Source organism: Leptothrix mechoopdaensis (SeqCode) (assembly GCF_053893855.1).
Genome location: NZ_CM132699.1, coordinates 1,458,119 through 1,483,810, shown reverse-complemented (window position 1 = coordinate 1,483,810; position 25,692 = coordinate 1,458,119). Strand labels below are relative to the sequence as shown.

General features: G+C 66.8%; 1 protein-coding gene (running past one end of the window). It reads left to right on the top strand.

The window, feature by feature from the left end:
- On the top strand, positions 1–25,692 hold the 3' portion of the coding sequence (locus ACWA7K_RS06575) for an Ig-like domain-containing protein (protein WP_456166837.1). Its footprint begins 2,115 nt before the window's first position; only the last 25,692 of its 27,807 coding nucleotides appear in the window; its start codon lies beyond the left edge, outside the window; the stop codon is at positions 25,690–25,692.

Genomic DNA, 25,692 nt, shown 5'->3' with positions numbered 1-25,692 from the left:
AGCGCCAGCCGCACCTTCACGCTCGACAGCCGGGTGGCGACACCGCAGGCCGCGCTGGTGGCCGACACCGGCCGCGCCGGCCTCGACGGCATCACCCGCCAGGGCACCGTCCACGTCGACGCGCTGGAGGCCGGCGCGCGCTGGTCGTACCGGATCGATGACGGCGGCTGGATCGACGGCCAGCGCATCACGCTGGCCACGCTGGACAGCACGATGCTCGGCGCGACCCTCAACGGCGGCTCGATCAACGGCGGCGTCGTCACCGCCTCGGCGGTGGCCAAGGTCCTGCCGCTGGAGACGACCGCCAGCGGCACCCGGACGACCTGGCTGCTGATGGCCGATCCGGTCCACACCAAGGGCGTGCAGATCGAGTTCTCGACCTCGTCGGCCGGCCAGTTGCAGGTCAGGCTGCTGAAGGCCGCCTACGTGGCCGGCCAGCATCTGGCCGACTGGGGCAGCCAGAAGCCGATCGCCTTCACGCTCGCCACCAGCAGCACGGCGCCCGGCTACGGCGTGCAGACGCTGAAGATCAAGGGCCTGGACGTCACCCCCGGCTACCTGACCAGCAGCGCGACCGACGTGCCCGACGCGTTCTTCGAACTGCCGGCCGGCACGCACGCCTGGCAGGTGCGGCAGATCGACCTGGCCGGCAACGAGGCGGTGGGCACCGCCATGTCCTACGCCCTCGACAACACCGTGCAGGCCCCCGTGCTGGCCTTGGCCAGCGACACCGGCACCCGCGCGTTCGACGGCATCACCCGCCAGGGCGTGATCCTGGTGAACCGGCTGGAGACCGGGTCGACATGGGCCTACCAGGTCGACGGCAGCGGTGCCTGGATCGACGGCACCGGCAGCCAGCTGAAGGCCCGGGCCGGCCAGCACAGCTACATCGTCCGACAGGTGGATGGCGCCGGCAACTCGGCCGTCAGCACGTCCTACCAGTACCGGCTGGATGTCGACGCACCGCTGCTCCCCAGCGGTCTGGGCACGGTCCGCTACGGCCTGACCCAGGCCAGGCAGGGCCAGGCCGTGGCGGTGTTCCCCGACTTCGGCAAGGTGGCTGCGGATGCGGAGGTGGCCACGGTGACGATCCAGGTCGCCGGCATCTCCGACCGGGCCCGGCCGCTGCCGACGCCCATCACCGACTACCGGACACCGACGCTGGTGCTCGACTCGGCCGTCAGCGGCCTGGACGGCGAGATCGTGCTGTCCGTGCGCGCACGCGGTTTCGCGACCGGCCAGTCCATCAGCGCGATGTCACGCCAGCTCGTGCTCGACCACGACCTCGTGCGCTTCATGGGGCTGGGCGACAAGGGCCTGTCCGGCATCGACGTGCAGACCCGCACCGAGGACGGGCGTGACGTCATCAACCTGCAGTGGTCGGCCGCCTACCGCGACAACCGGGCGGTCGTGATCGAGGACGGCACGGTGCTGATGAGCCTGCGGCTGAAGGTCGTCACCGCCGGCCATGCCGAGCAGCTGCTGGACTTCGGCACCGGCGACGGCTACGAGCTGCGCGACGGCGCCAACCAGCCCTTGGCGGTGGACCAGGTCGGCGGCCAGCTCAACCTGGGAACAGCCAGGGACCAGTGGGAGTTCGGCGGCCAGGTCAAGCGGATCGACAACCTGTCGGGCAGCGGCAGCAAGGTGCTGATTCCCGGCGTCGGCAGCATCGACTGGACCCATGACGAGAACCAGCGCCTGACCCTGCGCAAGAGCGATGGCAGCGCGTTCACGCCCGATGAACTGCAGACGCTGATGCGCGAGCTGAAGTTCAGCTCGACCGCCGATGCGCAGCAAGGCGACCGGACCTTCACGCTCACGCTGGCGGACCTGGCGAACAACGTCAGCCAGCCGGGCGTGCAGACGCTGAAGCTCGACACCGTCGCGCCGAAACCGGTCGACCTGAACGCCAGCGCCGGCTCGATCAACGACGACGCCACGACCAGCTACACGGTGGCCACGATGGCCGGCGCGCACGTGCTGTTCGCCAACCCGGCCACCCCGACCGACACGGACATCGCCCGCATCCGCATCGTGATCAGCGGCGACGTGGACCCGACCCGTGACACGCTCGTGCTCGGCAAGGCCAGCAAGCGCCTGAACGGGATCTCGGAACAGCAGCAACACCAGACCGTCGGCGGCGTCGCCGAGGTCAACTGGCAGTACGACGGCGGCAGCCGGACCCTGAGCCTGACCCGCAGCGACGCGGGCGTGTTCAGCGCCCAGGAGGTGCTGGCGATCGAACGCGCGATCCAGTTCTCGGGCGACAGCATGACGGCGGGCAAGCGCCGCTTCAGCCTCACCCACGAGGATCCCGCCGGCAACGCCAGCACGGCGGCGACCCAGACCATCGATCTGGACTACCGCTCGCCCGGCATCGCCCAGGTCGCGATGACGGACAGCACGGGCCGGTTCGCCAAGGTCTCGGTGGCCGGCGACGTCATCCGGGCCACGGTGACCTTCGACGAGACCGTGACGCCGAACGGCCCGCTGCTGACGCTCAAGCTCAACGTCGGCGGCACCGTCGTGCAGGCATCCTGCACGGGCCTGCGCCTGAGCCCCCTGCGCCTGCCGCAGGGCTATGTCACCACCGAGGCGGTCGGCACGCGGCTGGCCGCCGAACGGCGTCCGGGCGACGTCGACCTGGCCGGCAGCGCCTTCACCCTGGGTGGCCTCGTCATCGGCACGGCCAACGTGCAGGCCAAGGCCTTTGACGTGAGCCCCGTCGCGACCGATGGCTCGGTCACGTTCTGGGTCGAGGCCTTCCACGACGGCTACACCCGGGCCGTGCAGATGCGCCTGTCGTCCACGCCGGGCGGCCTGCTGCTGCAGGCGCTCGATGCCAAGCACGTCGCCGGCAACGTGGTGGGGGCCTATGACTTCGGGCTGGTCGGCAACGGCACCCGCGTCAACCTGGCCACGGAAGACCGCCACACCGGCTTCGGCATCAAGGGCGTCGAACTGGCCGGGCGTGTCGTGCCGGTCAGCGAGTTCGGCAAGGCCGGCTCGTCGGGCACGCAGCTGATCTTTGCCTACACCGTGCAACAGGGCGACCAGGACATCGACGGTGTCGCCATCGAGGCCGGCGGGCTGACGCTCCCGCCCGGCGGCAGCCTGCGCGACGCCGCCGGCAACGACGCCGTGCTGAGCCACGCCGGTGCATCGGCCAACCTGGCCTACACGGTGATCACGCGGGTGGAGAAGCCGGGCCTGGGCCTGCTGAAGGACAGCGGCAACGCAAGCGATGCGATCACGCAGACGCCCTCGATGCTGGTGACCGGGATCCAGCCCGGCGCCAGCTGGTCGGCCAGCCTCGACGGCGGCAAGACCTGGCAGACACAGGCGGCGCCGGCCACGAACCTGTTGCGCAATGGCGAGTTCGATGCCGCCCCCGGCAGCACCGACAGCGACTACCGCATCACCAGCGGCAGCGGCGGCGCGAAATCGGTCTGGGTGTCCACCACCACGCCGGCCGGCTTCGGCGCCAGCGGCGGACGGGTTGGCAGTGACGACCGATTCCTCGTGGTCGACGGCTCGGCATCGGCCAGCGATTCGTTCTGGAAGCAGGACGTGAAGCTGCAGGCCGGGCGCACCTACGAGTTCGCCTTCCACGCGATCGCCAGCGATCTCAACCCGGCCCGGCTGAAGCTGCAGATCGACGGCGTCGATGCCGACGTCGAATGGCGACTGCCGGCAGGCGGCAAGTCCTGGTCGCGCCACAGCTTCACCTTCACCCCTGGCGACACGAAGACCGTGTCGCTTAAGCTGCGTGACCTGCGCACCGAGTCCTCGGGCAACGACTTCGCCGTCGATGGCCTGAGCCTGCAGGAACTGCCGCAGATCCTGCCGAACCTGTTGAGCAACGGTGAGTTCGACACCGACCTCGGCGCGACCCGCGGCGACTACACCGAGACCGGCGGCGCCGGCACGGGCTCCGGGACCGAATGGGTGACCCGGAACACCCCGGCGGGCTGGGGTTTCAGCACCACCAACGGACGCGGCGTCAGCGCCGACAAGTTCCTGATGGTCGATGGCTCCACGACGGACACCAAGGCCTTCTGGCGGCAGGACGTCCAGCTGCAGTCGGGCCAACGCTACGAGTTCTCGTTCCACGCCATCGGCGGGGGCAGCAACCAGGCGCGCCTCAAGCTGCAGGTCGACGGCGCCGTCATGGGCGATGACCTGATCCTGCCGCTGGGCGCACCGGTCTGGACCCGCTACAGCGTCAGCTTCACGGCCGGTGCGTCGGTCAGCGGCCAGCACACGCTGCAGCTGTTCGACCTCACCACCGAGACGGGGGGCAACGACTTCGCGATCGACGGCCTGCAGCTGATCCAGGCGCCGACGGTGCCTGCGCCGTCGCGCGGCAACCTGATCACCAACGGCGACTTCAGCACCGCCCTGGCGGCGGCCGACGGCGACTACAGCATCAACTCGCCGGTGAGTCTGGCCGGCCTGAAGCAGTTCAAGCCCACCGCGATCCTCGGCGGCGGCTCGATCAACGGCCGGCGGCTCGACGCGCAGGCCCTGGACTGGCAAGACGAGGCCGGCGGCGTGAGCACCTGGCTGGTCGGTTTCCAGGACAACCAGACCAAGGGCATCCAGGTCGTCTTCAGCGTCCATGCCTCCGGTTTCCTGCAGGCGACGGTCAAGCAGGCCGCCTACACCGAAGGCGACCATCGCGGCGACTGGGCCAGCGCCACCCGCACGACGTTCCGCATCGCCGGCGACGACGCGACCGAAGGCTACGGCCTCAAGCAACTGCGCTGGCAGGGCCAGGACATCGGCGCGGTGTTCGCCATCAACGGCGCCGGCACGGTCCTGCGCGAGCTGATCGACCAGGCGCCCGGCGCGGCCTGGAACAGCAGCAGCCTGCCGCCCGGCTGGGGCTTCGGACTGCCCGGCGGCGACGGTCCCTTCCTCGTCGTCAATGGCGGCAGCCAGACGGACAAGGCCTTCTGGAAGCAGAGCCTGAGCCTGGCTCAGGGCAACTACGACTTCAAGTTCAGGGCCGTGGCCAACGGCGGCACGCCACCGGCCTTGCGCCTGCACCTGGACGGCACGGTGGTGGGCGGCCTGCAGAAGCTGGAGTCGGCCAGCACGGTCTGGGACGAATACAGCGTGCGCCTGCGCGTCGACGGGGCGACCAAGGTCCACACGATCAGCCTGCACGACGAGAACACCGGGCGCACCGACAACGACTTCGCGATCGACAACCTGAGCCTGACGCTCGCCCGCGATTCCCTGCAGACGGTGATGGCGCGCCAGACCGATGCCTATGGCAACGTCAGCGAGGCCACCTCGACCACCTACACGCTCGACACGTCGGTGGCGACGCCGACGCTGCAGGTCTCCGCGACGGCCCACCGGGTCAGCGTCTCGGGACTGGAAGACGGCGCCAGCTGGACCTACAGCGTCGACGGCGGGGCGACCTGGACGGCCGGGACCGGCCACGCCTTCTCGCTCGACGGCCTCGGCGCGATGCGTTTCGCGGCCGGCAAGCTGCAGGTGATCCAGACCGACGTGGCGGGCAACACGTCCTGGGCGCGGCTCGACACCGACACCGAGCTGGTCGTGCCGCAGCTCACCCTCAGCCTGGCCGAAGACAGCGGCACCCTCAGCGACGACGGCATCACCCGCAACGGCCGCATGGAGGTCACCGGCCTCGCCGCCGGTGCCACCTGGGAGCATTCCGTCGACGGCGGCAAGACCTGGCAGACCGGCAGCGGCACCGGCTGGACGCTGGCCGGCGACAACGACGGCATCGCCTACCTGGCGGGCGACATCCAGGTGCGCCAGACCCTGTACGGCGTCACCAGCGCCCCGACCGGCAATGCGCGCGACTACACCATCGACACCGGCGCCTCGGTCACCCTGCTCCAGTACAGCGACAGCGGCCGCCTGGCCGTCTACGGCGATCGGCCCACCGACACCGCCCTGTGGGCCGACACCGCCGGCGCCGACTGGCGCGGCGACCCGAGCGGCGTGTCGTTCAACGCCAAGCTGGGCCGCCACGGCTACAAGGCCTTCGTGCGGGACGTGGCCGGCAACCAGAGCGACACGGTGGTCAAGACCTACTCGTGGACGCCGACGCTGAATGTCTACCGCAAGGACAGCGTGCAGGTCACCCTGCAGAACCCGCACTACTTCGGGGACGACGTCTTCTACCTCTACAACGAGCCGGGTAGCGGCAACGGCACCAGCAAGCTGCAGACCGCCAACAACCTCAACGCCTACCTCAACCGCGACGACAACGGCAACTTCTCCCAGACCCTTTTCTATGGTGCGGAGAATCGAGGCGGCACCACCTATGCCGTGTCGCTGCCGTCGACCGGAAACCTGTGGGGCATCGCCAATCAATACGGCCACTACATGCCGGATCAATGGCAGGGCCGGCAAAGCGAGGGCGATGCCTATGCCGCCGATGAATTCTGGTCCTGCAATGTCGCGGAATGGGACCAGATCTACCGCGAAGTCTTCACCGTCCACATGGCCAATGCAAAGGATGGCGACAACTGGGGCGGCAAGGAGTTCCGGCGGGGTGCAGGAGAGAAACACTCGGTGGTCTTCCGGGTCTACGGCAGTTGGTCACCGGAGCCGAGCATGGCCGCATCGGCCAGCAAGCGTTCGGCCAAGGCGAGCGTCCAGCTCTCGATCACGCTGGACCAGGTGACCGATGACGCCGGCACCAACGTGCTGGCGTCGGCAGGCGGGCTGACCCGCGATCGCCAACTGCTCCTCCAGGGCACGGTCAACGCCTTCGACGTGCTGCGCGAGAACGTCGTGGTGTACGAAGGCGCCCAACGGCTGGGCTCCGCGACCGTCAACGACCGCGGCGCCTGGCAGTTCACGACCGCCAAGCTGTCGGCGGGCGCACACGAGTTCTCGGCCCGCATCGAGGACAACAGGGGCGCCGTCTCCGATCCCGTCAAGGCATCGGTCCGGATCGACCTCGAAGCCCCGACCCAGCGTGCCGACATCACCCGCGTCGGCGACGACGGCGCCGTGAACGTCCTGGATGTCACCGGCCACTGGACCCGTGACGCGACACCGACCCTCCAGGGCACGCTGTCGGCGGCGCTGGGCACCGACGAGTCGCTGGTCGTCTACGCCAGCGGGACCCGGCTGGGCAAGGCCACCGTCAGTGGCAGGACCTGGCGCTACACCGCTGCCACGCTGCCCGACGGCACGCACGACCTGAGCGTGCAGGTCGAGGACCTGGCCGGCAATCGCGGCACGCGCAGCACGGCGGTGCGGCTGAACGTGGACACCATCGCACCGGGGCAGCCCGCAACGCTCGAAGAGACCGGCGACGGCACCACCAGCCGCCCGGCGGGCGCCGACGCGCCGTGGACCCGCGATCGCAACACGCTGCTCAAGGGCACGCTCGCGAGCACGCTGGCGGACAACGAGCAGGTGGTCGTCTACGACGGCTCGATCCGGCTGGGCGTGGCCAGCGTCATCGACCGCGACTGGACCTACGCGGCCAGCGGCCTGGCTGACGGGCTGCACACCCTGACCGCACGCCTGGAGGATCTCGCCGGCAATGCCGGCGGCAGCACCCGCGCGGTGCAGCTGAAGATCGACACGGTCGCGCCGACGCAGGCCGTCGGCCTGACCCAGGCGCTCAACGATGCCGGCCAGAACGTGCTGGCCAAGGCGGGCAACTGGACCAGCGACGCCACCCCGACCCTGGGCGGCACCCTGTCGGCCGACCTGGCCGGCGGCGAGTCGCTGGTGATCTACCAGGGCAGCAACCGGATCGGCACGGCGACCGTCAGCGGCCGGACCTGGCGCTACCAGACGGCGACGCTGGCGGACGGCAACACCAGCTACACCGCCCGGGTCGAGGACGCGGCGGGCAACGTGGGCACCATGACGCCTGCGGCGATGCTGCGGATCGACACGGTGGCGCCGGCGCAGACCGCCCGTCTGGTCAGCGTGATGGACGACGCGGGCACCGACGCCATCGCCGTGTCCGGCGCAGCCGTCTGGAGCCCGGACAACACGCCGACCCTGCAAGGCACGCTGTCGGCACCGCTGGCCGCCAACGAGACCCTGGTGCTGTTCGACGGCGCCACGCGACTGGGCACCGCTCGTGTCGACGGCTCGACCTGGACCTTCGGCACCAGCGCGGCACTTGCAGAAGGGGCTCACGGCCTGAGCCTGCAGATCGAGGACGCGGCGGGCAACGCCGGCAGGCGCAGCAGCGCCGTGACGGTCAACATCGACAGCCTCGCGCCGGCCCAGTCGGTCTACCTGGACAAGGCCGTCCAGTCGACCGGCAAGGCGGTCTACACCCATCCTGGCACGTCGCTGCTGCACATCGACCAGAGCGTCAGCCCGGCCTCGGGCAAGCTGGTGAGCACGCTCGCGACCACCGCCAGCAACAAGGAACTGACAGTCGGTGCCTGGTTCCGCAACGATGCCTCTGCCAGCAGCAGCAGCGGCGCGACCGTCGACAACCAGTATCTGCACCTGGCCTGGAACTCGACCAGCGTGGCCGAGGTGTTCCTGCAGAAGAACACCAGCACGGGCGTCTGGTACCTGGCGCTCTACTCCAACGGCATCACGCGCGTCAGCAGCATCGCCACCGACACGGCCTGGCACCAGGTCTCCGTCAGCTCCGATGGCTGGGGTACCTGGACCCTGATCCGCGATGGCGTCGCCGTGCTGACGCTGACCGGCGGACTGATCCTGTCGACCTCGGCGACCTACACCCTGACGGTGGGCAACCATGTGGCAGCCGCCCGCGGCTTCGGCGGCGAGATCGCCGAGGTCGCCGCCTGGCGCGGCAAGCTCGCCGCAGCCGACACCCTGCTCGATCCCGCCAGCCACGGCCAGACATCGCTCTACCTGCCGCTGGCAGACGGCGCGGGTCAGGCGCCCCGCAACCTCGTCAGCGGCGGCTCGGCCGCCAGCCTCTCGGGGACCCGCTGGCTGACCCATGCCGAGGACGCCATCGACGGGCTGAATGACCGCCTCGGCAACGGCGGCTGGACCAGCACCGCGACGCCGACGCTGAAGGGCCGCCTGTCGGCCGACCTGGCGCCCAACGAAAGCCTGGTGATCCTGGACGGCGAGGTGCCGCTGGGTAAGGCCACCGTCAGCGGCAAGGACTGGAGCTTCAGCAGCGCGGGGCTGGCCGACGCCACGCACCGCTTCAGCGCCCGCGTGCAGGACGCGGCGGGCAACCTCGGCGGCCGCGCAGACGACCTCCGGATCAGCATCGACACCCGCGCGCCGCTGGGCCTGCAGGCCCGTGACGTGACCGGACCGAGCCCCGACCCGACACGTGCGCAGACCGTCGACTACGCCGGCCCGTCCGGCCAGCGGATCACGCTGCTGCCCGCCTTCGAGCCCATCGTCGACACCGACATCGCGGTGATCCGCCTGAAGGTCAGCGGCGCCGATGCGGGCCACGACACGCTCCGGCTGGGCAGCGCCGTCAGCCTCGCGCTGGGCAGCACCAGCGCATCCGGCAGTGGCGCCAACCTGGGCGGCGTCAGCGCCGACTGGCGTTATGACGGCACGACGCTGAACCTCGAACACCCGGCCCGCGCCAACTTCACGCCGGCCGAGGTCCGGCAGATCCTCGCCAGCCTGCAGATGAGCAGCAGCACCGGCGCGCTCGCCGGCACGCGCGAGTTCCGGCTGCAGACCGGTGACCGGTCCGGCAACTTCAGCGAGGCCTACGTCCAGACCGTCCAGGTCCATGCCTACACGGCACCCGATCTGGACGCCCGCACCGACGGCGTGCAGTCGAGCATCGCAGGCCACTACGGCCTGCCGCTGGCGGGTCTGGCCGTGCCGGTGTTCCGCGACGTCGCGGCCACTCCCGACGACACCGTCACGCAGATCCGCGTGACGCTGGGCGGCACCCTCGATGCCCTGCAGGACCGGCTGATGTTCGGTGCCGTCGAGCTGATGCCCGGCAACACCGACAGCGGCCAGGACCGGGTGAGCGTCAACGGCGTCGACGGCGTGAGCTGGCGCTACCGCGGCAGCGACCACAGCCTGACGCTGTCCAAGACCAGCGGCGCCACCCTGAGCGCCCTGGAGATCACCTACCTGCAGAAGGCCATCGCCTACGCCACCACCGTCGAGGCCACCGAGGGCACACGCACCTTCACGCTGGCCAACGGTGACGGGACGCGCTGGAGCGATCCGGCCACGCAGAGCGTCCGGGTCGCGATGCATCGCCTGTCGGACCTGTCGCTGATCGATGCCGACGGCCATGCCGTCAGCGAGCAGTACCAGCGCTACGACCAGAGCTGCATCGGCAAGCCCAAGGCCCTGCTGCCCAACATGGCGCTGTCGAGCGACAGCCACATCGCCGCCGTGCATGTGCGGGTCCAGGGCTCGCCCGACGCCGCCGCCGACCAGCTGCTGTTCGGCAGCGTCAGCCAGGCGCTGGGGACCGACGCCAGCTCGGGCAAGGCGCTGACCGTCAACGGCGTCAGCGGCCTGGGCTGGGCCTGGAGCGGCCCCAGTCGGCAACTGACCTTCTGGCGTGAAGACGGTGCCGAGCTGAGCGCCGACCAGGCGCTCAAGATCGAACAGGGCCTGCAGTTCCAGTCCGCCAGCGGAGCCGGAAGCGGCGAACGCAGCTTCACCGTCTTCCACACCGATCCGGCCGGCAACCCCAGCCACCTCGCGGTGAAGAAGTCCGTCCTGGTCGACGTCCACCTGAGCGCGCCCGAGAAGGAACTGCTGCCGCAGAACACGCCCGTGACCGGCCAGCCCCGCGCGGCCGAGCTGGACGGCTACCTGGGCACGACGACCACGCTGCTGCACACGACGCAGAAGGTGGCGCAGCTCGACCTCGTCCGGTCGACCTTCACCCTCGGCGGCACCCTGGGCCAGAACAAGGCGGGCAGCGCCTTCCTGATCGACGAGTCCGTCTCCGGCCAGAAGACCTTCTGGGTCGAGACCTTCGACGGCAGCCTCACCCACGCGGTCCAGCTGCGCGTGCAGGACGCCACCGACGGCATCCAGATCCTGGCCCTGCAGGCACGTTCGACGGCCGGCGATGTCCGCGGCACCTTCAACTTCAACACCGCCGGCAGCACGACCGCGCTGGTCGCCAGCGACACCGCCAGCGGCCTGGGCCTCAAGTCGGCTGGCCTGACCCGGAGCGCCTACACGTCCGCCGCGGCCTCAGCCACGGTCACGAACCCGGCGGCCAGCATGGCCTGGACCGCCCCCACCGACACCAGCACGATCGACGCCGCCATCGCCGCGCAGGCCCGCACCTACACCCAGATGAAGGCGCTGCGCGACGCGGTCGACATCGCCAACCGGTTCGACCTGGCGTCCGGCGGCTCGCTGCTGGCGCAGAACAACCTGCTGTTGGCCAACGAACTGCGCCAGTACATGGCGGGCCACGCCGGCTCGTCCTATGCCCAATACCTCGACCGCGCCCTCGGCGGCGGGAGCGCCGATTCGTCCGACCCGAGCGGCGCACGGCTGCTGCAGCAGCGGATGCAGCAGAACGCAGCCCTCCGAAGCAACGTCGTCTCGGCCTGGGGAGCGCAAACCGCCCTCGGCCTGGGCGCGCTCAGCCGTCAGGCCACCTCCGGCTACGAGAACGACAGCCAGCTCGACGCGATCTTCTTGGCCAGCGCTTCCCTGGCTGCGCTGACGCGCTCGCTCGAACGCTCAGCCACATCGACCACCTGGAAGGGCCGCGCCGGCATCCTGGCGGACAGCCACGTCAGCGGCCCGAGCCTGCTCGATGCCCTGCTGCGCGACGGCAGCGGCGACGGCTACCAGCTCAACAGCCAGCTCGCCTCGCTGCAGAAGAAGCTGGTCGAGCTCCAGACGATCCACGCCCGACTGCAGGAACTGACCGCACGGTTCGACCCGTCCGGCGTCGCCCGCACGGCCGACAACAACGACCAGGCCGAGATCGAGATGGCGATCCTGCGCGTGCGCACCCTGACCGGCGAAATATTGGGTGCGGAAGAGGCCCTCGGCCTGATCGGCCAGGAAACCCCGATCTTCGCCAGAAGCCCGTCATCGTCCGGCGCCGCCTCCCCGACCTCGCGGGAATCTGCCGCGACCGCCCATCCGGCCAGCCTGTTCACCAAGCTGACCGACGCCGGCAAGGCCGCCATTCAGGAAATCCTGTTCCTCGACAAATACCAGACGCTGGAGTCGTTCATCGAACTGATCAAGTCCAAGACGGGTACGGCAGGGCGCTCGCTGAAGGTGTCGAGTCTGCCGTTTGACATCGGTACCTTGACAGCGGCCGACCTCGGCGACGTCTATTCGCGCGGCGACCAAAAGACGGCGTTCAAGGTCAAGGGCAACGAAAACTATCTCGTGCTGCTGGACGATCAGTATGAATACCTGGACCCGGCTCACGAGAAGAACCTGATCCTCAAGGAAATCAACGACGCCTACCTGCTCAAGCATGTCTACGACCTGCCGGTGCCGGAGGTCTACGGCTACGTCAACATCAACGGCCACAACGGCTATGTCGTCGAGAAGGTGCAAGGCACCCTCATCAAGTCCTGGGGCAATGAAAAGCCCTTGACCGAAGGTGACGGCGAACCGTTGAGCGCGGCATCCAAACGTGCCTTCAGCCAGAAGACCGCCGACGGCCTGGAGATCTTCAAGCAGTTCATCCTGGCCAATGACAAGCTCAATCTGGTGGACTTCCAGTTCATGATGGATGCGGACGGCAGCATCCAGCTGATCGACATCGACATCCAGAAAGACTCCTCGAACGGGCGCGGCAAGTTGTTGAATTCATTCGAGAGAATCAACAACGACCACATCAAGCCGAACATCGACAACGCGAGCCTTCATGCGGCGCACACGTTCGCGCCGCATTTCAACCTCGATCTCGATGACCTCTGGTATGCAGACCTTCAGGTCATTCTCGCCAACGTGAAGAAGGGAATCTCGCTGCTCGGCATTCCTGACAATGAAGTCGACGGCATCCTGAAGACACTGCCAGGTTATGTCACGCTGACCGACCTGATCAAGATCAATGAACATTCAGATACTCTTACGGTCGAGAGTTCGTTGTCACTGAAATCGATGGCGATGCTCAAGCTGGTCGAGATGCTCGGGCAGGACCAGACCCGCCCAAATCAACAGGCATCTTGGCGGCTGTGGCAGACCACGATGGAGGCCTTGGAAGAACCCGGCTCCAACTCGGACGAGTTCTCGGCCTACGTGAAATCCATGTGGCCAAACGCCAGCCCGGAAAATCTCGCCAAGTTCACTGAAATTGACGACATCATCCATCACGCCTATTTCAGAAGCATCGAAAGCTACTTCGGCGCGATGGTGGACACGTCCGGTGCGTCGCGACTCTTGTTCAACATCCCGCGTGAATTCACGAACTCTGCGGCCTCACTGGGGCTGCAGTCCAGCCTCAAGGCGCTATTTGAGGACGCGGTCGAGGCCACGTCCGAGAGAAATTTCGGAGATTTTCACGCACTTCTGCTGGACACATTGCCCGACCTGACGCCAACTCAGTTCGCGCTGGTCAACCAATACCAGCACAAGTTCGCCGAACTGCTGCACTCGAACGATCGATTCGCCGACCTGCTGAGAAAAGTCTCATACGAACCCGGCGGCACCAGCACGCCCGGCCTTCCAGCGCAGACCCTGCCGGACGCCATCAGCTATGTCGAACAGTTCTACAAGGATCCCAATCGGGAATTGATTGTCGATCGCACCAGAAACAATCCGAGCAGCGACTACAACAAATACAAGGTTCACTACATCGTGATGCTTGAACGCAGCCCGGAACTCAACGCGGCGGCCGAGGCACTTGCACACAAATACCCCGATCGAACCGCCATCTACGATCATAAAGGTAAAGCCCTCTACTCGGACAAACCCTCCTACCAAGCTTTCCCAGGCACAGGAATCAAGGTCAGCTACCTGGGAAATCAGAGAATTGAAACCGACGGCAGCCTGACCATCGGAAACTTCACCCCGGAAGAGATCGCCGTCATTTATGCCGAAAGGATCATGAAGCCCCACAACTCTATTGAACTCACACACTACCAAACCAAGACAAGTTTTGTCGCGGGCGCTCCAGAGGGCACGCTCGAGATGCCAAAGGAAACCGCAACCCATTTCGTCGAGGCTTACGCAAACCGTCTCTTCGAACAATCACAGGCGGGATTGGCGGTCAATTTCATCAGCATCCATACGACGCCGATCGCCATCGCCACGAATGGCGACAAGTACGCCTACACATTCGACGGTCAATCATCCCGAGTCTGGACCGGAACCGAGAACGAAAAACTGAGCTTCACACATTCAGGATCGATCCTGACGGCGGTGAACGGGACACCGGCGACATGGTTCGAAAACGTTCCCCTGAGAGACTTCAAGGCACCCTACCTGACCAATTCGGAAGCCTTGGCGTCCGGTGCGCTCAAACATCCGGACGTGAGCGTCACATTTGCACTTGGAGTTGGCCAGGAAGGCGTGGACGGCCTGATCGGAATGAGAGGACTCGTCGTCCTGTTCGACGAAGATCTCGCCAACCCAAAGTATTTTCTGATCAAGAACAACAAGATCAAGAGCATCAGTCTCAAGAGTGCCCTCGCCTACATAAAGGACTCGTCCAGCGCCAGCGACCCGACAAGCACCTATGAACTGACGTTGTTCAGCCACGGTCGCAATGTCTTGAACGGAATCTACCCCTCCGCGTTCGTCGACAACATCACCGAGCACCAATACGCTGGTCGCACCATCTCCAACGAGATGCAGAACCTGGGCTTGACGCTGGACAACTCCAAAATCTTGGAAACCCTGAACTTCAAGAGTTGCAATTCTGTCGGCGAGATCATGTCGGACCTCACCGTCAAGACGAATCCCGACTTTGCGGACGCCATCACCAAACACCTCTGGAAACAGGGTATTGTTGATGAATCCACGCTGATCAGGGGTTGGCAGGGAATCTTGAAGTCGCCGTATCCTTCGGCCTACAACAACACCCTCGTCACGATACCCAATACGGCGCTGACCGCACTGATTGACCAGTTCCCTGGCATCACCACCGCGAAGGGTTTCCTGATTCCAGATCAATCGAGGCACAACGCCGTGATGACCGCGTTCGACATCGGCGATGGTCTGATCATGATCCCTTCGTTCGGAAAAATTCTTGTTAACAACAGTGGGGTCGGCAAAACAATCAAGGAATTGATCATCGAAAAAGGCATCAACACCATGGATGTACATATCCTGGTGGAGCCAGCAACATTTCAGATCAATCCCAAGAATTGCGAAGTACAGGATGTCTCTTCCCGGATCAACGCGCTACGGGAAGCAAAGATCGCGCAGTTTGCAAGAGTTTTTGACGGCAAGTTGATCCCGCTCCAAGACATGGCGGCACTCAACAATGCATCGACAGAGCCTGAACCGGTCAACCTCACGAGGCCACCCAGTCCCGACCATGCCCCGTCTACCAGCAGCACGCTGCTGACCAGTGCCAGCACGGATACCGACGCCCTGTTCGGCAGGCGTCCGGGTCAATCCCGGACCTTGCTGGAGCATTTCCTGACGGCGGGCGATGCCGGCTCGAATGATGTTTCAGAGGCATTGAGACACCTGAACAGCAGAACACTGGCGAACGGTGGCAATGCGATCGACGCGCTGGGCGAGGAAATGATCGATGTCGTCCTCAACGGCATACGCGGCGGTTCACATTCGGGTTCCTTGCGGGAATCCGTGGTCGACGTCAACGGTGCGCCCATCGAAATTGACGGCGTGCCCATGACGACGACCCGTGGCACCTACTCGGGAGGAAACTGGGACATCGCGGCGAAAATGGCCAAATTGAATGCGTTTTGCGACCGGATGGGTGCCGGCGCGGAATTCGTCAACGCCGCAGGCTCGATCATGCAGATTGCAGCTGCTGCAGGGCAGTTGCAGGCGGCGCAGAAATCCGGTGACCAGACTCAGATTGCCCTGGCGGCGCTCAACGTCACCGGTGGCGTCGTCGGGCTGACCAGCAGCCTGGTGTCGGGCGTCACGCAGGCGCTCGGCTCCAAACTCGGATCCGCGTCGGCCAAGCTGGGCGTGGCAGGCGTCGTGCTGGGCGGCATCGGCTCGGTGGCGTCCATCGTCTCGGTCGGCACCATGTTGTCGCAGCCCGACCTGACGCCGGAACAGCGCACGATGATGATTGCCGAGATCAGCCTGAAGACGGTCGGCACCGCCGCGTCGGTCGGTTGCAGCCTCGGGCTGGCTTTCAATATCTCGCGCGGCGTCACCACCGGCATGGGGATCATCGGGCCGATGATCGGAGCGGCCGCCGGCGCCTTTGCGCTGATGATCAGTCCGATGCAGATCTACGAACTGGTCCAGTTGTCGGGCTATGCGGACAAGATGGACCAGTTGGCCGAATCCACCAAGAAGTTCGGATATACCGGCGATGAAATGCTGGCCGATCTGTATCGTGACCGGGTCGCCGCGTCCGGGGGCATTGCCGGCGCGATCTACGCACTTTCGGTGATCGGCACGGTGGTGTCGATTGCAGCGGCTTCCACCGGTGTCGGCGCGCCGGTCGCAGCGATCACGGGCCTGGCCACGGCGGCCCTGACCGGCATCCTGCAAGGCATCGAACAGCCGATCCTCGAACTGATCGCCACCAACTACGCCAGGAAGATCGTCGAACAGGGTGGCAGCCAGCTCTTCTTTGGCCGCAGCATGGATGCGGCGCACCTGGAACTGATTTCCGATGAAGGCACCCAGGCCTTCCTCAACGAGATCCAGGCCAGTTATGGCGTCGGCAGCGTGGTGGGCCTGTCGGGCGGTCAGATCAGCCAGTCGGCCCTGGAACTTGCCGCCATCACGTCCAACGCGGCCGACATCAAGACCCTCACCACTTATGTGGACCGCTTCAAGAATGGCCTGGTGGGTTCCGACAAGACCTTGCATGTCGATCCGGGTGCCGGTGTGATCCACCTGCCCAGCGAAGCCGGACAGAAACAACTGCTGACGATGGTGTCGCCGCTCTACGGGCCGGGCGAGGAATTGCGGGCACGTGTGTCGACGGGCAAGAACGAGTATTTCACCAGCCTCGACATCATCTCCACCACCGAACGCTGGCGTTTCGAGGTGGGTGACGCGGACACCGTGCTGGACCTGCGCCGGGTGGCCACCAGCCTCTACCAGGCCGACGGCAGCCTCCGCTTCTCGGTCGGTCTCGAGGTTGACGCCGGCAGCGGCCACAACACCATGCTGGCGGGCGTAGCGTCGTCCATCAAGTATTTCGGCAAATCGGGCACCGACAGCACGGCCGATTATTCCGGACTCCTCAGTGACACGGGAATCGGGACCGACAACGGGATCATCGTCAGAACCTATGGCGACGGCTTGCTGGTCGACAAGACCTTGTCCGACCAGAAGGTCTACAAGGAACTGGTGTCCTCCAAGGATTTCTCCTACGGAAAACGAACCGAAACCGTCCAATACCGCGATGTCGAGCTGCAAACCCTGGAGGGGGTCGCCCACTACCGCGACGAACTGCATGGCATCGAGCACATCACCGGCAGCGCCGGCAATGACCTGTTCGACTTGCGGGACAGCCCCATCGGACGCCGATTGTTCGCTGGAGCCGGTAACGACACCGTTCTGGCCGGTGCGGGCAACGACACGATATCGGGCGGCATGGGCGCCGACCAGATCCTGGCCGGACGCGGCAACGACTACATCATCCAGGACCTTCGGTCAGAGGGCGACACCATCGACGGCGGCGCCGGCATCGACACCGTCGATTATGGACAGACGGACATGCTGACGGCCGTCTACACCGGCATCAAGGCCAATCTGGCGACTGGCTTGGTGGAGAAGGTCGCACGGTCAGATGGGCGGATTGTCCTGGGCAGCCACAGCTTGGAGTCCGGCAGGAAATTCAAGGGCGAACAATCGTTCGCATTCAAAGCCAGCGCATACGAAGTGGATCTCGTGGCATCGACTTTCCACTTCAGAATATTCCCGTCTCCGACCAAGCTTCACTATGTTGTGGAAACCCCACGAAGTCTCGCCGAGCAAGCGTCGGGAGTCCGGGTATTCTGGATGTGCTCCGATTTTTTCTCAATCGAGAAGAAACTCAATGGAACCCTCACGTTGGTGGACGGATTTATCGCAGCCAAATACATTATTCGGACATCCGAATCCGGACTATCGATCGCAAATCTTGGGTTCGCCTGGGTGGACATTCCTCGCGTTCACGGCTACGTGGATCCTGATGCAGAGACTACCAAAAAACTCGCTTCCAAAATCACTCGCTGGGAAGCAGACGAAAAAGAACAATACGTCGACCTGATCATCAAAATCGCTCCCCAACCCGACAAGCTCACTTCCATCGAGAACCTCGTCGGGTCGCAGGGCGACGACGTCATCACGGCGGCTGGGCTGACGGACAACCACCAGTTGTCGGGTGGCCTGGGCAATGACGTGGTCACGGGCGGTTCGGGCAAGGACACGCTGGTCGGCGGTGAAGGCAGCGACACCCTCGTCGGCGGTGCGGGCGACGATCAGCTGATGGACACGGTGGACGTCGGCAGCAACGACATCGACGGCGGACCGGGCAACAACACGCTGGACTACAGCGGCGAGCGGATCGCGCCGAAGGGGTCCGAGACGCTGGGCATGAACATCAACCTGCGCACCGGCGTGGTCGAGAAGTTCGCCGGCCTGGCCCAAGGCGTGGACACGGTGCGCAACATCCAGAACGTCAAGGGCGGTGCGCTGGACGATGTGATCGAGGGCAGTGCGGCGGACGGCGCGCTGGCCGGTGGCACCGGCAACGACAGCATCACCGGCGGTGCCGGAAACGACCTGCTCTACGGCGAGGACGGCAACGACACGCTGGTCGGCGGTGCCGGGGCGGACGTGTTCTACGGCGGCAGCGGCAACGACTCGATGTCGGGCGGCGCCGGGCGCAACCTGTTCGAGCAATTCATCGACCAGGAAAACGACCAGATGGTCGGTGGGGCCGACCTCAACGCCACCGTCGACTACAGCGTGGCCGACAGCAGCCCCGATGTGCTGCGGACCCTGCTGACGGAGACCTTCAGCGGCAAGGCTGGCTGGACCTCCGACTATGCCGACTACGGCGCGAGCGGCCTGCTGTCCTCCGGCATGGTCACCGGGACCATCCTGAGCACACGTCGCCTGTCGGCCGGCTCGACCAGCCTGGCACGGGTGTTCACGCAGAACTTCGAGGACTGGAGCCATCGCGCGGCCGGTGAAGGCACCGACTACGGCTGGGTCGATGCCACCGGCAACCTGACGCAGAACAAGGCCATGCTGAGCAGCAACCTGCCGAAGGCCGCCGACCTGCCCGGTGCCGGCTCGTCGGAGTTCGCCATCCGGGTCTCGCAGGGCCAGGCGCTGCTGGTCAATGGCGGCTCGGGACAGGCGATCTGGCGCAAGACGCTGGACCTGTCGGAAGGCGACTACCGCTTCAGCTATCAGGTCAATGCCAACAGCAAGGCGCCCCAGCTCGGGTTGCTGCTCGACGGCGCGGCGACGACCCGCGTCCTGAACGGCCTGAGCGCCAACGGCTGGGAGGACTACAGCGTCAGGCTGACGATCACCAAGGCCGGCAGCCACACGATCAGCCTGTGGGACACCAACAACCAGGCCGATGCCAACGACCTGGCGCTGGACAACCTGGTGCTGGAACGCTTCTTCGGCGCCGGCGGCCTGGACACGCTGAAGTGGACGCAGGACTTCACCGGCTGGAAGCCGGGCACGAACGAGCGGACCGGCTATGGCGTCGCGACATCGTGGGGTGAACTGGCGCCGGGCAGGGTCTGGATCACCAACACGGTGCCGTCGGGTCAGGGCTTCAAGAACGACCGCGGCAACGGCGACATGATGGTCGTGGCCGGCACGGACAAGCAGGCCTTCTGGATTTGCGACCAGAGCCTGGAAGCGGGTGTCTACCGCATCAACCACCAGATCAACAGCAACGACCGGCGGGCTCGCGTGCAGCTGAAGGTCGACGGCCAGGCGGTCGGGTCAGCCCAGGGCGTCGCCTGCGCGGGCTGGGAGGAGATGGACTTCGAGTTCACCGTGGCGACGGCCGGCATGCACCGGATCGAGCTGTGGGACATCGGTACGCTGGCCGACGGCGGCAACCGCTTCGCGATCGACGACCTGAAGTTCTACAAGGTCAACACGCGCGAACTCTCGGGCACCGAAGGCCTGAACGACCAGGCCCTGCTGGTGCACGGCGGCAACGATGCGAGCAAGTCCTTCTGGCGCCAGTCGGAAGACCTGCGCATGGGCGTGCAGTACCAGTTCAGCGCCAAGGTGTGGGGCCAGGACGGCAGCCCTGCCCGCCTGCAGCTGTTCGTCGATGGAGTCGCGGCGGGCTCGGTGCAGTCGTTCGCCCGCACCGGCTCGGACGCCGGACAGGACTTCACGGTCAGCTTCATCGCGGCGCGCAGCGGCGACCAGAAGCTGGAGCTGCGTGACCTCAACACGAGCAGCACCGGCAACGCCTTCGCGATCGACCAGATGACGCTCAAGGAGACGCTGGCGCAGACGCGCATCGAGGCCGACCTGATCGCCGGCACGGTGAAGAAGTACGTCAACGGCAACCTGGTCGGGACCGACACGGTGCGCGAGGCGCCCAACCTCGTCGGCACCAACGGCGACGACGTGATCGTCGGCACCTTCATCGAGCCCGAGAAGAACGCCGATGGCACCGTCAAGGACGGTGCGCGCACAGCTGGTGGGGTGATCAGCGGTGGCGACGGCAACGACCACATCAAGGCCAACAAGGGCGACGACACGCTGATCGGCGGCAATGGCGACGACACGCTGATCGGCGGTGGCGGTTCCGACACCTTCGTGCAAGGGGTGTCCACCGGCAACGACCACCTGTTCGGCGCGACCGATGGGCGTGCGGTGGTGGACTACGGCGGCGACACCGACAAGGCCTCCTGGATCGAGGCCGACCTGAACCTGCAGCAGGTGCGCAAGCATTCGGTGCAGACGAGCCAGAACACCAGGGGCGCCACGGTCCGGACCGAGCTGCTGCAGATCGACACGCTGCACGACATCGACAACGTCTTCGCGCCGACCCAGGGCAACAACGTGCTCTACGGCAACGATGCGGCCAACGGCCTGGCGGCAGGCGACGGTGACAACACCATCAGCGCCGGTGCCGGCAATGACCGGATCACGGTCGGCCGCGGCAGCAACCGGATCTCGGCCGGCGACGGCGACGACCAGGTGCTCGTCAAGATCGGCCCGGGCAACAACGTCATCGACGGCGGACGTGGCATCAACTCGCTGGACTACGGCTCGGCGGTCTACCCGAACGGCCGCGACGGCCTGGGCATGACCGGCATCGTGGTCGACCTGGAGACGGGCCAGGTGCAGAAGTACCCGAACCAGAGCCAGGGCAAGGACACACTGTTCAACATCCAGAACATCGGCGGAAGCAACCTGAACGACGTGCTGCTGGGTGACGGCTGGTCCAACCTGATGACGGGTGGGGCCGGTGACGACGAGCTGCAGGGCCGCGGCGGCGACGACGTGCTGTCGGGCGGCCTGGGCAACGACCTGCTCGGCGGTGGCGAGGGCAACGACCTGCTGATGGGTGGCGAAGGCAGCAACACCCTGGTGGGCGGCTCGGGCGACGATCGCCTGATCGTGCTGCTCGACGGCGGCCACAACCAGATCCGCGGCGGCTCCGGCGTCGACACGCTGGACTACGGGCTCAACGAGCTGTCGACCACGCTGACCCCGCTGGTCAAGCAGGACTTCGACGAGGTCTCGAACCTGGCCACCGACTACGGCCTGCTGCCGGCGTTGACCCTGGCCGATCGCGGCAAGTCGAGCCTGGTCACCAGCCTGCCGGCCGCACTGGGCTTCACCGGCAACCTCAATCCCGGCGACGGTGGCAGCTGCCTGGTGATGGTCAGCGGCAACGACATCGGCCGGTCCTTCTGGAAGACCTCGCAACTGCTGGAGGCCGGGGTGACCTACCGCCTGACCTTCCTCGTCAAGGGCAATGACGCGACCGCGCGCCTGCAGCTGTTCTTCAACGGCCAGTCGATCGGCTCGGAGATCCGACCGCAGACCGGGGACTGGCAGAGCGTCACGCTCGACTTCGAGGCTCCCACCAGCGGCGACTGCGTGCTGAGCCTGCGTGACCTGGCCAGCGCGGGCGCCCATGCGGTGGCGCTCGATGCCCTGGTGTTGCGCCAGATGCAGCCCACCGGCATCGACGCGGACCTGTCGACCGGCGTGGTCCACAAGATCGGCTGGGGCGTGGCGGCCGATGACCACGTCGACTCGATCGAGCGGCTGATCGGCTCGCAGGGCCACGACATCCTGCGCGGCTCGGATGCGGACCAGGTGACGCTCGACGGCGCCGGCGGCAACGACACGCTGCTGGGCGGCGCCGGCGATGAACGGCTGATCGGCACGGGCGGTGGCAACCAGCGCATCGAGGGCGGTGGCGGCGACGACCTGATCCTGCTGGACGCCAGCAAGGGCAGCAACGCGCTGGACGGCGGCAGCGGCGTCAACGCGGTCGACTACAGCAGCGAGGCGGCGGCAGTGGCCGGCACGCTGGGCATCACGCTGGACCTGCAGACGGGCACGGTCAGCAAGTACGCCGACGGCAAGGTCAGCGGCAGCGACACGATCCGCAACATCCAGAACGTGGTCGGCACGCAGCGCCAGGACAGCCTGCGCGGCGACGCTGCCGCCAACGTGCTGACCGGCGGCGACGGCCACGACACGCTGATGGGCGAAGGCGGCGACGACGTGCTCAATGGCGGCACCGGCGACGACCTGCTGGAGGGCGGCAGCGGCGCCGACACGCTGGTGGGCGGCTCCGGCGCAGACACGCTGCGCGGCGGTGATGGCGACGACACCTTCGTCCAGGGCCTGAACTGGGACAACGACGTGATCGAGGGCGGCACCGGCCGCAACCAGGTCGACTACGGCGGCAGCGCGACGAGCACGTCGCTGGTGCTGTTCCAGCAGGACTTCAGCAACCGCGACACGGTTGACACGGCCTACACGCGGCAGGCCAGCCCCGGCACGTCCGGCACGGTGGCGATCGTGCAGGCGGTGCCTTCGGCCGGCCTGGTGGGCCGACGCGGCACGGGCGACAGCTTCCTCGTGGTCACCGGTGACGGCGACAGCAGCAGGGCCTTCTGGCGCACCCAGTCCACGCTGGTGGCCCACCAGACCTACTCGCTGCGTCTGGAGCTGGCCGCGCTGACGACCACGGCCAAGGTCCAGCTCTACGTCGACGACGTGGCGGTCAGCAGCGCGCCGATCAGCCTGACCCGCGACGGCTGGCAAGAGCACACCCTGACGTTCACGGTCGGCAGCACCGGCCCGCACACGCTGGCCTTCAAGGACGCCAGCGGCAATCTGGGCAGCCTCTTCGCGGTCGACCAGATCGCCCTGCTGGAAAGCGCCAGCAGCGGCATCGTGGCCGACCTGCAAGGCGGCAGCGTGCGCAAGTTCGGCGACACCAACCCGACCCTGGGCGTCGACCGCCTCAGCGGCATCACCGACCTGGTCGGCTCACAGGCGAACGACCGGATCACCGCGTCGAACGCCGGCAGCAACATCGACGCCGGGCGTGGCCAGGACACCGTCATCGGTGGCAGCGGCCGCGACATCCTGATGGGCGGCCTGGGCGATGACCGCGTCAGCGGCAACGATGGCGACGACCTGCTGATCCAGCACATGGCGGCCGACAGCGACGTGCTGGACGGCGGCGCCGGCCAGGACACGCTGGACTACAGCTACAGCCAGCTGGCCAACGCCCAGCCGGTGCTGAGTCACGGCTTCGAGTCGGGCAAGTCGCTCGGCACCAGCCAGACCGACCTGCCGATCACCGCGACCTTCGACGAACGCACGCGCAACGCGACGCTGCGCGCCGGTGCCCTGAGCACCGGCTCGCGCGTCATGACCGGCCAGCTGGGCGCCACCGACCACTACCTGATGGTCAATGCACAGGACACCGACGTCGCGGTGTGGAAGGCACAGGCGACGCTGACGCCGGGTCGCTACGTCTTCCGCTACGACGTGGCCGGTGCCGATGCCGACTGGCGGGTGCAGCTGCTGGTCGACAAGACGGCGGTCGGTGTCGTGCAGACCGAGACCCGGCCCGGCTGGCAGACCTGCGACGTGGCCTTCGACGTGACCGAGACCGGCCTCGTCGGCCTGTCACTGGTCAGCCGCAGCCCCGGCACGCCCGGGCACGCCTTCGCGCTCGACAACCTGTCACTGACGCAGATGGGCCAGAGCCGCGGTGTCAACGTCAACCTGGCCGCTGGCTGGGCCGCCAAGTACGGCCAGAACGACGTGCTGATCGGCATGGACACGATCACCAGCATCGAGTCGGTCGTCGGCACCTCGCGCAACGACGTGCTCAATGCCGACGGGCTGGGCGTCGACGTCACCCTCACGGGCCTGGCCGGCGACGACCGCCTGCAGGGCGGCACGGGCAACGACGTGCTGACCGCCGGCCCCGGCAACGACACCGTCTCCGGCGGCGCGGGCAACGACCTGGTCAGGCAGGACATCCACTGGGACCACGACGTCATCGACGGCGGCGCCGGGCGCAACACGGTCGACTACGGGCTGGACACGAGCCTGGCCGGCTCGGGTCAGCGCGCCTTCACGGAGGACTTCGAGAACGTGCTGGCCTCGTCGAGCAGCACGGCCTACACGGTGATGTCGTCGTTCGTGGCACGGCCCGGCGTGGTCGCCACGGTCGACAGCGCGCCGGCCGGCAGCGGCCTGAGCAGCGCGCAGGGACCGGCCGGCGCGGGCGATCATTTCCTGATGGTCTGCGCCGCGGGCGATCCGTCCCTGGCCTTCTGGGGACAAGGCGCCGACCTGGTCGAGGGCCGTGCCTACACGCTCGGTTTCGACCTCGCCACGGCCAGTCCGCTGGCCGGGCTGACGCTGTTCGTCAACGGCCAGGCCATGAACACGGCCGAGCTGCGCACCAGCACGGCATGGCAGGCGTCGAGCATCACCTTCACCGCGAGCCGGACGGGCACCCAGACCATCGAGCTGCGCGACGTGGCCGCCGCCGACAGCGGCGTCAGCTTCGCGATCGACAACCTCCAGCTCGGCGAGGCCACCAGCACCAGCCTGAAGATCGACCTGGGTTATGGCGCGACCTGGAAGTTCCGCAATGCCGGCACCGACAGCCTGCAGGGCATGGACAGCCTGATCAACATCCAGGACGCCAACGGCTCGGTCGGCGACGACTGGATCCTCGGCAGCAGCGAGGACAACGCGCTGCGCGGCGGGGCCGGCCGGGACACGATCAACGGCGCCAGCGGCAACGACACCCTGGCCGGCGGCCTGGGGGACGACGAACTGCGCGGCGGAGCGGGCAACGACCGCTTCCTGTGGGGCGCCGCAGAGTCCGGCCGCGACCGGCTGCTGGACTTCGAGCCGTGGAACGGCCTGCAGGGCGACCAGCTGGACCTGAGCGCCCTGCTGAAGAACCACACCGCCGGCAGCACGGCCAACCTGTCGAGCTGGATCAGCGTCACCACCAGCGGCGGCAACACCCTGCTGACGGTGCAGCCCGACCCTTCGGCCGCCAGCTCGGCCAGCCAGGTCATCACGCTGGCCGGCGTGCTGCTCGGCACCACCGACCCGATCGCGCTCGCCAATCAGGGCGTGATCCGGGTCTGA